The sequence below is a fragment of the Pseudomonas sp. NY15372 genome (assembly GCF_048068215.1).
GTDB lineage: Bacteria > Pseudomonadota > Gammaproteobacteria > Pseudomonadales > Pseudomonadaceae > Aquipseudomonas > Aquipseudomonas guariconensis_A.
The window spans coordinates 119,734-133,390 of sequence record NZ_JBLUPY010000006.1; the positions used below are offsets into that span (position 1 = coordinate 119,734).

The 13,657-nt window shown below is 63.9% G+C and carries 10 protein-coding genes and 1 other RNA gene; 7 read left to right on the forward strand and 4 right to left on the reverse strand.

Features of this window, described 5'->3' with window-relative positions; translation table 11 throughout:
* The first annotated feature begins 218 nt into the window (after positions 1-218).
* The 4 genes from ligA to ACNFG0_RS07175 all read left to right on the forward strand — a co-directional run bounded on the left by ligA (position 219) and on the right by ACNFG0_RS07175 (position 5,330).
* Positions 219-2,573: an NAD-dependent DNA ligase LigA gene (gene ligA, locus ACNFG0_RS07160; protein ID WP_416764360.1), complete on the forward strand. Its 2,355-nt coding sequence runs from the start codon at positions 219-221 to the stop codon at positions 2,571-2,573.
* Positions 2,574-2,695: 122 nt separating this feature from the next.
* Positions 2,696-2,792: signal recognition particle sRNA small type (gene ffs / locus ACNFG0_RS07165), an RNA gene on the forward strand.
* Between the two features lie 163 nt (positions 2,793-2,955).
* Positions 2,956-3,378 carry a hypothetical protein gene (locus ACNFG0_RS07170; protein ID WP_416764361.1) on the forward strand — a complete coding sequence of 141 codons (423 nt, stop codon included), beginning with the start codon at positions 2,956-2,958 and terminating at the stop codon, positions 3,376-3,378.
* Positions 3,379-3,395: 17 nt separating this feature from the next.
* Positions 3,396-5,330, forward strand: coding sequence for a hypothetical protein (locus tag ACNFG0_RS07175; RefSeq protein WP_416764362.1), 1,935 nt, complete (start codon positions 3,396-3,398; stop codon positions 5,328-5,330).
* Positions 5,331-5,853: 523 nt separating this feature from the next.
* Here ACNFG0_RS07175 and ACNFG0_RS07180 read toward each other — a convergent pair.
* Complete coding sequence (locus ACNFG0_RS07180) at positions 5,854-6,627, reverse strand: substrate-binding periplasmic protein (protein WP_416764363.1); 774 nt, start codon at positions 6,625-6,627, stop codon at positions 5,854-5,856.
* A 129-nt stretch (positions 6,628-6,756) separates the two neighbouring features.
* Between ACNFG0_RS07180 and dnaX the strand changes: the two genes are divergently transcribed.
* The 3 genes from dnaX to recR all read left to right on the forward strand — a co-directional run bounded on the left by dnaX (position 6,757) and on the right by recR (position 10,128).
* On the forward strand, positions 6,757-8,832 hold the full coding sequence (gene dnaX / locus ACNFG0_RS07185; protein WP_416764364.1) for a DNA polymerase III subunit gamma/tau: 2,076 nt from the start codon (positions 6,757-6,759) through the stop codon (positions 8,830-8,832).
* 62 nt (positions 8,833-8,894) lie between these two features.
* Positions 8,895-9,230, forward strand: coding sequence for a YbaB/EbfC family nucleoid-associated protein (locus ACNFG0_RS07190; RefSeq protein WP_084854642.1), 336 nt, complete (start codon positions 8,895-8,897; stop codon positions 9,228-9,230).
* A 295-nt stretch (positions 9,231-9,525) separates the two neighbouring features.
* Entirely contained in the window at positions 9,526-10,128 is a 603-nt protein-coding gene (recR, locus tag ACNFG0_RS07195) for a recombination mediator RecR (RefSeq protein WP_196144761.1), read from the forward strand.
* A 68-nt stretch (positions 10,129-10,196) separates the two neighbouring features.
* Here the strand turns inward: recR and ACNFG0_RS07200 are convergent, their stop codons facing one another.
* The 3 genes from ACNFG0_RS07200 to hemN form a co-directional block, all read right to left on the reverse strand.
* Positions 10,197-10,745 carry an adenine phosphoribosyltransferase gene (locus ACNFG0_RS07200; protein WP_084854644.1) on the reverse strand — a complete coding sequence of 183 codons (549 nt, stop codon included), beginning with the start codon at positions 10,743-10,745 and terminating at the stop codon, positions 10,197-10,199.
* Between the two features lie 52 nt (positions 10,746-10,797).
* Complete coding sequence (gene fnrA, locus ACNFG0_RS07205; RefSeq protein WP_196144760.1) at positions 10,798-11,532, reverse strand: Crp/Fnr family transcriptional regulator FnrA; 735 nt, start codon at positions 11,530-11,532, stop codon at positions 10,798-10,800.
* A 184-nt stretch (positions 11,533-11,716) separates the two neighbouring features.
* Positions 11,717-13,099 carry an oxygen-independent coproporphyrinogen III oxidase gene (gene hemN, locus ACNFG0_RS07210; protein ID WP_196156363.1) on the reverse strand — a complete coding sequence of 461 codons (1,383 nt, stop codon included), beginning with the start codon at positions 13,097-13,099 and terminating at the stop codon, positions 11,717-11,719.
* Positions 13,100-13,657: the final 558 nt, after the last annotated feature.

A 13,657-nucleotide genomic window follows, 5' to 3' on the forward strand; every position in this document is an offset into this window, starting at 1 on the left:
AAGCGTAGCCCGTAGGCTGGTACTGTTCGCTCAAGCTATTTGTGGCATTCGTTGGGGCTGCTATGCAGCCCATCGCGGGACAAGCCCGCTCCTACAGGAATCGCACTTGCGCTGTAGGAGCGGGCTTGTCCCGCGATGGGGCGCGTAGCGGCCCCAATTGCTTAGGTACACAGCATTGGCTCCAGGCTGCTCTTTTGCTTTGCAAGAGAAAACGAACGATGAACGTCGAAAACCGTATCCATGAACTGCGTGCCGAGCTCGACCAGCACAACTACCGCTACTACGTGCTGGACGAACCGAGCGTGCCCGACGCCGAATACGACCGCCTGTTCAACGAGCTCAAGGCCTTGGAGGCCGAGCACCCGCACCTGGTGACCCCCGACTCGCCGACCCAGCGGGTGGGCGGCTCGGCCCTGGCGGCGTTCAGCCAGGTCCGCCACGAAATCCCCATGCTCAGCCTGGGCAACGCCTTCGAGGAAGACGACCTGCGTGATTTCGATCGCCGGGTAGTGGAGGGCCTGGACCTGCCGACTGGCGACCTGTTCGCCGAAGAGGCGGCGGTCGACTATAGCTGCGAACCCAAACTCGATGGCCTGGCGGTCAGCCTGCTGTACCGCGATGGCCTGCTGGTACAAGGCGCCACCCGTGGTGATGGCACCACCGGCGAGGACATCAGCGCCAACGTGCGCACCGTGCGCAACATCCCGCTCAAGCTGCAAGGCACCGGCTGGCCGGCAGTGCTGGAGGTCCGTGGCGAGGTCTACATGAGCAAGGCCGGTTTCGAGCGCCTCAACGCCGCCCAGGCCGAGGTCGGCGGCAAGACCTTCGCTAACCCGCGCAACGCAGCCGCCGGCAGCCTGCGCCAGCTGGACTCGAAGATCACCGCCAGCCGCCCGCTGGAGTTCTGCTGCTATGGGGTGGGCCAGGTGTCCGAGAGCATCGCCGACAGCCATATCGGGATCCTCGAGAAGCTCAAGGGCTGGGGCATGCCCATCAGCCGTGAGCTCAGGCATGCCGCCGGGGTCGAGCAGTGCCTGGCCTACTACCGCGACATCGGCGCCCGGCGCAACGACCTGCCGTACGAGATCGACGGCGTGGTGTTCAAGGTCAACAACCTGGCCGCCCAACGCGAGCTCGGTTTCCGTGCCCGCGAGCCACGTTGGGCTATCGCCCATAAATTCCCGGCCATGGAAGAGCTCACCGAAGTGCTCGATGTCGAATTCCAGTTCGGCCGCACGGGCGCGGTCACGCCAGTGGCGCGCCTGAAGCCGGTCAAGGTGGCGGGTGTCACCGTTTCCAACGCCACCTTGCACAACATGGACGAAATCGCCCGTCTGGGCCTGATGATCGGTGACACCGTGATCATCCGCCGGGCCGGCGACGTCATCCCGCAGGTGATGCAGGTGGTGACCGAGCGCCGCCCCGAGAGCGCCCGGCCGGTGCAGGTGCCCAGCCAGTGCCCGGTCTGTGGTTCGCAGGTCGAGCGCACCCAACTGGTCAAGCGCAGTAAAGGCAAGGAAACCACCAGCGAAGGCGCGGTATACCGTTGCGTCGGTCGCCTGGCCTGTGCCGCCCAGCTCAAGCAGGCGATCATCCACTATGTCTCGCGCCGAGCCATGGACATCGACGGCATGGGCGAGAAAAGCGTCGAGCAGTTGGTCGACGAAGGCCTGATCCGCTCGCCGGCTGACTTGTACCGCCTGACATTCGAGCAGGTGGTCGAGCTCGAAGGTTTCGCCGAGGTCTCCAGCAACAAGCTGCTAGACGCCATTGAGGCCAGCAAGCGGCCTAGCCTGGCGCGCTTCATCTTCGCCCTGGGGATCCCGGACGTCGGCGAGGAAACCGCCAAGGTCCTGGCCCGTTCCCTGGGTAGTCTGGCGCGGGTGCAGCAGGCCTTGCCGCAGGTGCTGACCTACCTGCCGGACATCGGCCTGGAAGTTGCCTACGAGATCCACAACTTCTTCGAGGACGACCACAACCGCGACGTCATCCAGCAACTGCTCGACAGCGGCCTGCAGTTGCAGGACGAAGGCGAGCTGGCTCCCGAGTTCGCCGCCAGTACCACCCTGGACAGCATGATCGCCAAGCTCGATATCCCCTCGGTCGGCCCGACCGGCGCGCAGAAACTGGTAGCCAAGCTGGGTACCCTGGACAAGATCATCGAAGCCGACGGCATCGACCTGCGCCAGGCCTTGAACACCAAGCAGGCCGAGGCCGTGCGTGAGTTCTTCAAGGCGCCAGCCAACCAGCAACTGGCCCGTGCCATCGAAGCGCAACTGCTGGGATTCGGCATGCACTGGGCCAGCGAGAAGAAGGTTGCAGAAGGCCTGCCCCTGGCAGGGCAGACCTGGGTCCTGACCGGCACCCTGGAGCGCATGAGCCGCGACGTCGCCAAGGAAAAACTGGAAAGCCTCGGCGCCAAGGTGGCCGGCTCGGTATCCGGCAAGACCCATTGCGTGGTCGCCGGCCCCGGCGCCGGTTCCAAGCTGGCCAAGGCCAATGACCTTGGGGTCAAGGTGCTCGATGAAGACGCCTTCGTCAGCTTCCTCGACGCCCAGGGCATCGCGGTCTGAGCGACCAATGGGGACAAGTCATTGAGAAATGATGGTTTTTTCTCGGTGCAGAGGTTGTAACTTCGCCCCAGACCGGTACAATGGCGCGGCTCGTCACTTGGCGAGCCGCGCAGTGGTGGCCCCATCGGTCCCCCCGCAACGATTACCCGTTAACCTGGTCAGGCCCGGAAGGGAGCAGCCATAGCGGGAACATCGTGTGCCGGGGTGTGGCTGGTGGGGCCGCCTCCATTTTGGCGTCTGCCAAGCCGCTTCATCCTTCCGACCTTGCCCTGTGTACCCAGCATTCAACGCCTGGTAATACCACGCACCTTTCTCCCGCCCCTTCGCGCGCCTTATCATGCAAGGCATTCCGCCAGTCCGTTTTGGCCGCGAGGTAACGACCATGGACCACGTAGACGACCTGACCCGCCACAAGATCCGTGAATGGCAGGTGCGCCGCCTGGAGATCAAGGACCTGATGGCTGCCCACCCCGAGCGGGTGCTGGAGCTGACCAAGGTGCTTGACCAGATGGAAGAAGAGCACGAGCGCATACTGGGCGAGGCCGAGGTGGTGAGCAGCGACAAGCCGGCCATGACGAGCCCCGGTGGGTTCGAGCTGCAGTTGCGGGTTTCGGCCGGCAACGCCCGGCACTTGCGCAAGCTGCTGGAGATGGCGTTGTACGAACTTGATGGCGTGATCGAGTCCGACGGCGAGGCGAGCGCAGGCGAGGCGCGAACATACCCGGGAGGTATGGCCGGCAGCCTCGGGGCCTATGAGTACGCATTGCAGGTGGCGGCCGGTGCCGAGCCGTGCGCTGTTGAATGATTTTGGCGTGAGCGCGTATGCAACCTGAACACTACGATTTCACCCAGCCGGTGTTCCTACCGGTGACCGCGCAGGCTTGCCAGGGCCTGCTCGATGCACCTGGCCAGCCGGCGCTGGAGGCCCTGGGCGATGCGCAGTTGGCTGCGGTGCTGGTCATTCAGCATCTTGCCGATGCCAAGGGGCAGGTGCTCGACCCGGCAGCGGCCGAAAAGGTGCTGGCCAGGCTTCTGGCCTGGGCGGTCGATGGGCGTCATTCGCCGGGCGTGGGGCTGCTGTCGGAAGCACGCCGGTTGTTCGATGCGCGCAAGCTGTACTTTGGCCTGGAGGTCATGAAAGGGTCGAAGTTGCATCTATTGCCGGCGGAGGAAGTCAATGCCGGCAATTACCTGCTGCCCGACGGCAAGTGGGATTTCGAATTCAAGGTCCGTCGGCACCTTAACAACAACCCGTTCCGCCAGCAGGCCGTCACGGGTGTAAACAAGGAGCGGTGGCTCACCGATGCGCAGGACAAGTTGGTCCGGGTGGTGCGGGCCAACCCGGACGAAGACTTGCATGTGCAAGGGTACGCTGGCATCGGCAAGAGCTATCTGCTCGGCGCCTTGATCGATTGCCTGCCGGCGGGCCGCGTACTGCCATTGGCGCGTACCACCGGCAAGCTCCAGACCCTTCGCCGCCGCCTTGGCGTGCAGGCCGATAGCAAGCGCGGCAAGACTTTCGGTGAGTTCGCCCAGGAGCTGCTGTCAGGTTCGCGACGGCCGTCGAGCAAGCCGGCCAGGCTGCTGCGCAAGCGCGCCCTGGCCGAGGAGCTGGGAATCCTCGGCTTTCGTCAATACGGGCCGGAGAAGGCGCTGGAGATCTGCCTGGAGGTGCTGAAAAACTATTGCGAATCGTGGGACTACAGCATCACTGCCCGCCACCTGCCGTTCTTCGAGCAGCCGTTGTCGAACGTCGACGGCCGCGTTCTGCTCGAATACGCGAGCCGGCTGTGGACGTACCTGCAGGCCAACCCTGAGTGGGGCAGCCACAGCGGTTTTGCGCCATTGTTGCTGGTCAAGCGCGCGAGCCTGGCCGGTTGCAGCGTGCCGGCGCACTACAGCCATGTGATCATCGACGAAAGCCAGGACGTGCCGGCGTCGCTGCTGCAGATCATCGAGCGCGGCCGACAGGTGCTGATCACCCTGGGCGACGAATACCAGCGTGCCTGGGGCCCGGGTTTGCGCAGGCAGCGCGAGGTACGCCAGCGCGAGATTGCCTTCTCCGTACGCAGCGGGCCTCAGGTCGAGCGCTTGATCAACCCGCTGATCAGCGTGCACTCGCAGAAGTCCAAACTCGCCTTCGAGGGCGCCGGCAGCGCCGAGGTCGGGATCGAGTTCTATCCGCAAGCCTTCGTGCCGCCGGTTGGGTGCGTGGTGTTGACGGCCTCGCACTGGGACACCATGAAATGGGCCCTGGAGCTGGCGGGCAAGCGTTGCGCGCTTGGCTTCGCCGAGCAGTCGGGCATGGCGGCCTTCATGGAGACCGCGATCAAGCTGTTTCGCGGCGAGCAGGATGCCGACACCTCGCACCCGTATTTCGCCCATAGCACCGATTGGCGCCAGGTGCAGGATGCCCACCGTCACGATGCGTCGTTCCAGTGGGTGCAGGGCCGGTTGCAGGAGAGCTTCAGGATGGCCGACCTGAATGCGCTCAAGGCGCAGGTGACCGGCCAACCGGGCAGCGTCATGCTGATGCTGGCCGAGGACGCCGGGGGGCTGGAATTCGACCATGTGCTGCTGACGCCAGAGCTGATGAGCACCGAGCCGTTCAAGGACGCCTACGCGTTCGACGCCCGGGTCTGTGCGGTGTACATCGCGCTGTCGCGAGCCCGTCGGCACCTGTACCTGCCGTACGATGTGCAGGAGTGGGTTGCCTATCACAAGGGGCAGCCGTTCCGGGAGTCCCACGGTTATTGACGGGCTGGCCTGTGCCGGCCCAATCGCGGGGCAAGCCCGCTCCCACAAAGGTCAGCGCGACAGCGTAGCCCGAAGGCCTGGGTAATCTCCTACAGGATCAGCGCCGGCCAGCAATTCCCTGTGCGATAGCGCATATCTCCCTGTGCGGGCTTGTCCCGCGATTGAGCTGCTACAGGCAGGTCAAAGTTTGAACAGCCTGTGTACTGTTTTGATCTTGAGTAGGAGTTGCCTTGCGGAAGAAGCAGAGATATCTGGCATTTATGTAGGAAACTAATCCTTATTATCCAGGCTCATCACAACAACAAGCGGAGACGCAAGCATGCAGATGAGCACTATGAAACCTGGGCCCGGACATCAGCCTGCAAGTTGGCGCCAAGGCAGCATCCGAATGGTCGGGTCGGGGCTGCTTGTGTCGCCGCCATCCTTTCAAGAAGAGTTGACGCCGCTGCAGGGTGTCGCCATCGGGCTTGTCGTGCTGGGGATCATCATTTTTCTGAACGCTATATCTTTCGCCTAGCGATGCTCATCGATCAATGACCTGACGGGATGCGGCTGGCTGTACTGCAGGTGCGCTGTAGCGCTGCACGATCCGGTCGATCTGCCCCGATTGCTTCATGCGTGCCAGCGCCTTGAGTATCTGCTGGGTCGGAACGGCCGGGTCGTCGCGGACCATGCAGTGCAGGTCCTGCTCTTCCAGCACGGCCACGGCTGGCAGTTGCCGGGCGGGTGGCTGCTGGCGGTTGAACCAGTGCAGGGAGAACGCATTGCTTACGGCGTGGCGGTAGCGCCCGGCCTGCAGTTTCTGCAGGACCAGCAGCTGGTTGCGGCTATCTTCGCGGTGCAGCCTGCCTTGGGCGAACAGGCGTTCCAGGGCCGGGTAGCTGTACCCCAGCACGGTGCCCACGGGCTGGCGCACCAGCTCATCTGCCTGGGTGGGGTGGTGTGTGCCGGGGCTGCCGACCAGCAAGTCGCGCTGGCGAAGCAGGGGTACGCTCCACAGGAAATTGTCGAAGCGCTCGCTGAACCATTGGGGCGTGACATAGCAGCGCACGTCGATATCGCCGTTGTCCATGGCCTGCTTGAGGCGCAGGCGGGCCATCAGGTGGTAGCGCGGGCGCACGCCGGTTTCCTGGGCAAGGGCCTGCATCAGGTCGAACAGGATGCCTTCGACCGGCTGATCCTGCTCGAGGCGTATCAGCGGCATGCTCCAGCTTTCGGCCACGGAAAAACGTAGAAGCGGCTGTTCCGCCAGGGTGTGGCTGGCCCAGAACACGAGGATGAGCAGGACTCGCCGCACGTCAATCCTCCCTGATCGCTGCCGGAGCGTGCCTGTTCATAGCGTAGACGAGTTCGGCAGGGTGCAATTTTGCCCCCGCTCCGCTAGCATTAGCGATCTTCCGCTCGTTCAGGTTGCGATGGTTTTTTGATGAGTTATCAGGTTCTTGCACGTAAATGGCGCCCGCGCTCGTTCCGCGAAATGGTCGGCCAGGCCCATGTGCTCAAGGCTTTGATCAACGCCCTGGATAACCAGCGCCTGCACCATGCCTATCTGTTCACCGGTACCCGCGGCGTGGGCAAGACCACCATCGCGCGTATCATTGCCAAATGTCTGAACTGCGAAACCGGCATTACCTCGACGCCGTGCGGCACCTGCTCGGTATGTCGGGAAATCGACGAAGGCCGCTTCGTCGACCTGATCGAGATCGACGCCGCGAGCCGCACCAAGGTCGAAGACACCCGCGAATTGCTCGACAACGTGCAGTACGCCCCGAGCCGTGGGCGCTTCAAGGTCTACCTGATCGACGAAGTGCACATGCTCTCGACCCACTCGTTCAACGCCTTGCTCAAGACGCTGGAAGAGCCGCCACCCTACGTCAAGTTCATCCTGGCCACCACCGACCCGCAGAAGCTGCCGGCCACCATTCTCTCGCGCTGCTTGCAGTTCTCCCTGAAGAACATGAGCCCGGAGCGTGTGGTCGAGCACCTGAGCCATGTGCTCGGCGCCGAGAATGTGCCCTTCGAGGAGGACGCCCTGTGGTTGCTCGGCCGCGCGGCCGATGGCTCGATGCGCGATGCCATGAGCCTGACCGACCAGGCCATTGCCTTTGGCGAGGGCAAGGTCTTGGCCGCGGACGTACGGGCGATGCTCGGTACTCTGGATCACGGTCAGGTCTATGGCGTGCTCCAGGCCTTGCTCGAAGGCGATGCCCGGGCACTGCTGGAAGCGGTGCGCAACCTGGCCGAGCAGGGCCCGGACTGGAACGGTGTGTTGGCCGAAATGCTCAACGTGCTGCACCGGGTTGCCATCGCCCAGGCATTGCCCGAGGCCGTCGACAACGGCCAGGGCGACCGTGAACGGGTGCTGGCCCTGGCCTCGGCACTGCCGGCCGAGGATGTGCAGTTCTATTACCAGATGGGCCTGATCGGCCGTCGCGACCTGCCCCTGGCGCCGGACCCGCGCGGTGGCTTCGAGATGGTCCTGCTGCGAATGCTGGCCTTCCGCCCGGCCGATGCCGACGATGCACCGAAGCCGGTACTAAAGCCGGTGGGGATCAGCCAGGCCACAGCTGATCCGGCAACCCCGGTGGCAGCTGCGGCGCCTGCCGTCGAGCCGGCTGTTGCCAGCGTTCCCGAGCCCGCCGCGGCACCTGCAGACGTAGCGGCGGTGGCCGATCCCGTCGTCGAGCCTGCCGAAGCGCCGCAGCAGCCGGTTGAACCCACCCCGCCCGCAGAGGCCGAGCCTGAGGCTCAGGCAGAGGTCCACGCGCCCGAGCCGCAGGTGGAGGAGGTCATCGACCTGCCATGGGAAGCGCCTGCTGCCCCGCAGGCCCCTGTCGCTGTGGCGCCTGCCCCTGAGCCGGCGCCTGAACCAGGGCCGAGCGTGGAGTCATCGAACGACGACGAGCCGCCGTTCGACCCGTCTGCCTATGGCCCTGCCGGCATGGACCGGGACGACGAGCCTCCGCTGGACGAGGACTACTACACGCCGGACAGCGATCCAGCAGGCTTCAGCTATCTGGACGAGCTGGCCGAACATGTGCACGAGGCCGAGCCGGCCAAGGCGCCGGAGCCATTGCCTGCGGCCAAGCCCGCCACAGGCCTGGCCTTGCAATGGCTGGAATTATTCCCGCAGTTGCCTGTGTCGGGCATGACAGGCAACATCGCCGCAAACTGTACGTTGATCGCCGCTGAGGGCGATGACTGGCTGCTGCACCTGGACCCGGCCCAGGGCGCGCTGTTCAACACGACCCAGCAGCGGCGCCTGAACGAGGCGCTCAACCAGCACCTGGGGCGCACCCTGCGCTTGCAGATCGAGCTGATCCGCCCGGAGCAGGAGACGCCCGCCCAGGCTGCAGCGCGCAAGCGGGCCGAGCGTCAGCGCGACGCGGAGGTGTCGATCGAACAGGACCCACTCATCCAGCAGATGATCCGGCAGTTCGGTGCAACGGTGCGGCAGGATACTATTGAGCCTGTACAGGCCTTGGTCAGCCAGGGCGAATAACCGATAACCATGCGCCCGGCGCTGCGTCGGCCGCATTACATGAACCAATCGAGGTGTACCCCATGATGAAAGGTGGCATGGCCGGCCTGATGAAGCAGGCCCAGCAAATGCAGGAAAAGATGCAGAAAATGCAGGAAGAGCTGGCCAACGCCGAAGTCACCGGCCAGTCGGGTGGTGGCCTGGTGAGCGTGGTGATGACCGGTCGTCACGACGTGAAGCGCGTCAGCATCGACCAGAGCCTGATGTCGACCGAAGAGGACGACAAGGAGGTACTGGAAGACCTGATCGCTGCTGCGCTGAACGACGCGGTGCGCAAGGTCGAGCAGAACAGCCAGGAAAAGATGGGCAGCATGACCGCTGGCATGCAATTGCCGCCTGGCTTCAAGATGCCGTTCTGATGCGTTGCCGGTCTTGACCGGCTGCCTATCGAAGCCGCTGCCGATTATCGGGGCGGCTTTTTTATTGCGCGTCGGTTTGAGGTAAGCGCAAAGTCCGTTTGCGATGGTGACGCCGAGTCACTTTTACGCCCTTACGGCGCCTGGGCTATCACGCATCGCAAGCAAGAGCAAGAATAGGAGCGGGAGGAGAGGGCATCAGGGCGGCAGATGACAGGGTATCCCAGCTTGCATCCATTTGACGTGAATGACCCTGATGGGTATAAACCGCCTCCTATTGATCTGTCAGGCCTTTCCCATGAGCTTCAGCCCCCTGATCCGCCAACTGATCGATGCCCTGCGCACCTTGCCCGGCGTCGGCCAGAAAACCGCCCAGCGCATGGCACTGCAGCTGCTCGAGCGCGACCGCAGCGGCGGCCTGCGCCTGGCCCAAGCCCTGAGCCAAGCCATGGAGGGCGTCGGCCATTGCCGCCAATGCCGCACCCTGACCGAGCAGGAACTGTGCCCCCAGTGCGCCGACACGCGCCGCGACGACACCCAGCTGTGCGTGGTCGAAGGCCCTATGGACGTGTACGCAGTGGAGCAGACCGGCTACCGCGGTCGCTATTTCGTGCTAAAGGGCCACCTGTCGCCCTTGGATGGCCTGGGTCCAGAGGCCATCGGCATCCCGCAGTTGATGGCGAGGATCGAAGAGCAGGGCACGTTCAGTGAAGTGATCCTGGCCACCAACCCCACCGTGGAAGGGGAGGCGACCGCCCACTACATCGCTCAGCTATTGGCCGAAAAAGGCCTGGCCGCCTCTCGGATCGCTCACGGCGTGCCGTTGGGAGGGGAGCTGGAGATGGTGGACGGTGGGACCCTGGCTCATGCATTCGCAGGGCGTAAACCCATTTCGCTGTAAGCCGATACGCCACCGCCTGTAGGAGCGGGCTTGCCCGCGAATGGGCCGCGCAGCGGCCCCGATGCATCTCAATATTCGCTGAGCGAAAACTCGGTCAGGCAGAAGGTCGGCACTCCCGCCGCCTGTAGGCGACGCGAACCTTCCAGCTCCGGCAGGTCGATGATCGCTGCCGCCTCGAACACCTCGGCGCCGGTACGTCGCACCAGGTTGGCAGCCGCCAGCAAGGTGCCGCCGGTGGCGATCAGGTCGTCGAAGATCAATACCGAATCACCTTCGCACAGGCTGTCGGCATGCACTTCCAGGAAGGCTTCGCCGTATTCGGTCTGGTAGGCCTCCGACAGCACGTCGGCCGGCAGCTTGCCCTGTTTGCGGAACAGGATCAGCGGCTTGTTCAATTGATGGGCGATGATCGAGCCGATCAAGAAGCCGCGGGCGTCCATGGCACCGATGTGGCTGAACTCGGCCTCGACGTAGCGCTCGATGAATTGGTCGGCGACGTAGCGCAGCCCACGGGGCGACTGGAACAGCGGGGTGATGTCGCGGAAGATCACGCCCGGCTTGGGGAAGTCCGGGACCGGGCGGATCAGGGCTTTGAGGTCGAAGGTATCGCAGTGCATGTGGCTTTCCTGGAAAACGGATGCGCCAGTATACCTTGCCGGGGAGGCTTGTTCAGGCTTCCATCGCGCCACCCGCCAGCGCGCAGAGCTGGATCGGGTCGAGGATGTGCACCTCCTTGCCTTCGGCCTTGATCAGGCCATTCTGCTGGAAGCGGGTGAAGACCCGTGACACGGTTTCCACCGCCAGGCCCAGGTAGTTGCCGATCTCGTTGCGCGACATGCTCAGGCGGAACTGGTTGGCCGAGTAGCCGCGAGCACGGAAGCGCGCGGAAAGGTTGACCAGAAAGGTAGCGATGCGCTCGTCGGCAGTCTTCTTCGACAACAGCAGCATCATCTGCTGATCGTCGCGGATCTCGCGGCTCATCACGCGCATCAGTTGGCGACGCAGTTGCGGCAGTTGCACCGACAGCTCGTCCAGACGCTCGAACGGAATCTCGCAGACCGATGTGGTCTCTTGTGCCTGGGCCGACACCGGGTACGCCTCGGTGTCCATGCCGGACAGGCCGACCAGCTCGCTGGGCAGATGGAAACCGGTGATCTGCTCTTCGCCGCTGTCGCTCAGGCTGAAGGTTTTCAGGGCGCCGGAGCGCACCGCATACACCGAGCCGAAATTGTCGCCCTGGCGGAACAGGAATTCCCCTTTCTTCAACGGGCGGCCGCGCTTGACGATCTCGTCCAGGGCGTCCATGTCCTCCAGGTCGAGGGACAGGGGCAGGCACAGAGGCGCCAGGCTGCAATCCTTGCAGTGGGCCTGGTTGTGAGGGCGCAGTTTGACTGGCTCGGACATGACAATCGATCCTTGTGAGAAAGCACACATAAGCTGTAAGGGTAACTCACAGCGTGGGGTGTAGGCCAGCATGCGCTATTTTGGTGCGCGCTGGCCAGGCCGTGGCGAATAGCTGCCCAGGCCTGTCAATTGCCCAATAGTGTCCCTGGCAAGGAGGTCTGTCCATGCGGTCGATCGATTCGTATCAGATCACCCGTGAAAAACGCTGGCGGTTGTGCATGGCCAGGTAAGCATCGAACACCATGCATACCGAGCGCACCAGCAGGCGCCCGGCAGGCATCACGCGGATGCCCTGGGTGTCCAGGCTGATCAGGCCGTCTCGCTGCATGGCTTGAAGCGCCGGCCACTGCTCGTTGAAGTAGCCGCGAAAATCGATGGAGAAGGCCTGCTCGATGGTGTCGAAATCCAGCTCGAAGTGGCAGATAAGCTGCTGGATCACCGCCCGCCGCACGCGGTCGTCCGGGGTGCACAGCAGCCCGCGCTGGGTGGCCAGCTGGGCGTTGGAGAGGGTCTCCTGGTATGTGGCCAGGTCGCTGCTGTTCTGGCAGTAGAGGTCGCCGATCTGGCTGATGGCCGAGACGCCCAGGCCGATCAGGTCGCAATGCCCGTGGGTGGTATAGCCCTGGAAGTTGCGTTGCAGGGTGCCTTCTTCCTGGGCGATGGCCAGTTCGTCATCGGGCAGGGCAAAGTGGTCCATGCCGATGTAGCGGTAGCCGGCGGCCGTCAGTTGCTCGATGGTGCGGTGCAGCATCTCCAGTTTGGCGGCGGGGGCCGGCAGTTCATTGCTGTCGATGCGCCGCTGCGGCATGAAGCGCTCGGGCAGGTGGGCGTAGTTGAACACCGAGAGGCGGTCCGGTTGCAGGCGGATCACTTCCTCCACGGTACGGGCGAAGCCGTCTGGAGTCTGTCGGGGCAGGCCGTAGATCAGGTCGAGGTTGACCGAACGGAACTGTAGGGTACGTGCAGCTTCGACCAGCGTACGGGTCTGCTCCAGGCTCTGCAGGCGGTTGATCGCTCGTTGCACGGCCGGGTCCAGGTCCTGTACACCCAGGCTGACGCGGTTGAAGCCCAGCTCGCGCAGCAGGCCCATGGTCGACCAGTCGGCCTCGCGTGGGTCGATCTCGATGCCGTAATCGCCGGAGTCGTCGTCCAGCAGGTGGAAATGCTGGCGCAGGGTTGCCATCAAGTGGCGCAGTTCCACATGGCTGAGGAACGTGGGAGTGCCGCCGCCGAAGTGCAGTTGCTCGACGCGCTGGTTGGGGGCCAGGTGGCAGGCGACAAGCTGGATTTCCTGCTCCAGGCGTTGCAGGTAGGGCTGGGCCCGGGCGCGGTCCTTGGTGATGACCTTGTTGCAGGCGCAGTAATAGCAGATGTTGGCGCAGAACGGCACGTGCACGTACAGCGACAACGGGCGAACCGCACGGCGGCTCTCGCGCAGGGCATGGAGCAGGTCGAACGAGCCCACTTCACCATGCAGTTGCACGGCGGTCGGGTATGAGGTGTAGCGCGGCCCGGCCAGATCGTAGCGGCGGATCAGGTCGGAATCCCAGCATAGGTCGTCGAGCATGGTGGTCCCCGGATAGAGCGGCAGTGTCCGGAGTCTAGGGGGCCGACGAAAAAGCTGTTTTGATTTGCATCAACGGGCTTCGGATGGACCGTCCGGGGGCGCTGTGCGCCCCAATCGCCGGCAAGCCGGCTCCCACCTGTCCTGCGCTGCTTTCAGGGACACCGCCGTCCCTGTGGAAGCTGGCTTGCCAGCGATAGGGTCGGGGCAAACAACTCAAGACAGTTGCTCCCATTTGCCCTGCGCTGCTTTCAGAGACACCGCCGTACCTGTGGGAGCTGGCTTGCCAGCGATAGGGCCGGGGCAAGCAACTCAAGACAGTTGCTCCCATTTGCCCTGCGCTGCTTTCAGAGACACCGCCGTCCCTGTGGGAGCTGGCTTGCCAGCGATAGGGCCGGGGCAAACAACTCAAGACATTTGTTTCCATTTGCCCTGCGCTGCTTTCAGGGACACCGCCGTCCCTGTGGAAGCTGGCTTGCCAGCGATAGGGTCGAGGCAAACAACTCAAGACAGTTGCTCCCATTTGCCCTGCGCTGCTTTCAGAGGCACCGCCGTCCCTGT